Here is an 827-nt window from a genome sequence, read left to right as displayed (position 1 = left end):
CCGACCTGGTGGCGGAACTGTGGGAGCTGGGCGCCACGGTCACGGTCGCGGCCTGCGACGTCGGTGACCGGGACGCGCTGGCCGAGTTGATCGCGGGTATCCCGGCGGAGTATCCGCTCAAGGGTGTGGTGCACGCGGCCGGGGTCGCCGACAACGGGTTGATCGGCTCGCTCACCGTGGAGCGGTTCGAGGGGGTTTTGGGCTCGAAGGCGGATGCGGCGTGGCATCTGCACGAGCTGACGGCGGATCTGGATCTGTCGGCGTTCGTGTTGTTCTCCTCGGCCGGTGGGCTGGTGCTGGCGGCCGGGCAGGCGAGCTACGCGGCGGCGAATGTGTTCCTTGATGCGCTGGCGGCGCATCGGCGCTCGGCCGGGCTGGTGGCGACGTCGCTGGCTTACGGGCTGTGGGATGCCGACACCGGGTTGAGCGGCTGGCTGACCGAGGCCGACCGGGAGCGGATGCGCAGGCAGGGTCTGCCGGCACTGTCGGTGGAAGAGGGACTGGCGCTGTTCGACGCCGGTCTGGCCTCGGATGTGGCGGCGCTGGTGCCGCTGCGAGTGGATGTGGCGGCGCTGCGGACGCGGGGCGAGAGATTGCCGGCATTGCTGCGGGGTCTGGTGCGTGGTCCGGTGCGGCGTGCGGTGCGGTCGGGCGGGTCGGCGCTGGTGCAGCGGCTGGACGGGGTGGATGAGGCCCGGCGTCGTGAGGTCGTGCTGGAGGTGGTCCGCCAGGAAGTGGCGACGGTGCTGGGGCACGCCTCGGCGACGGCGGTTCAGGCGGATCGGGCTTTCCAGGAGCTGGGTTTCGACTCCTTGACCGCGGTCGAG

The 827-nt window shown here is 71.5% G+C and carries 1 protein-coding gene; it reads left to right on the top strand.

Translation table 11 applies throughout. The features are described from left to right. On the top strand, positions 1 to 827 hold an 827-nt coding region (locus ACVCAG_RS45785; RefSeq protein WP_447191676.1), incomplete at both ends, for a beta-ketoacyl reductase.

Source organism: Streptosporangium sp. G12 (genome assembly GCF_052983175.1).
The sequence above is the reverse complement of the archived record's forward strand: the minus strand, read 5'-3'. Positions and strand labels throughout refer to the sequence as shown.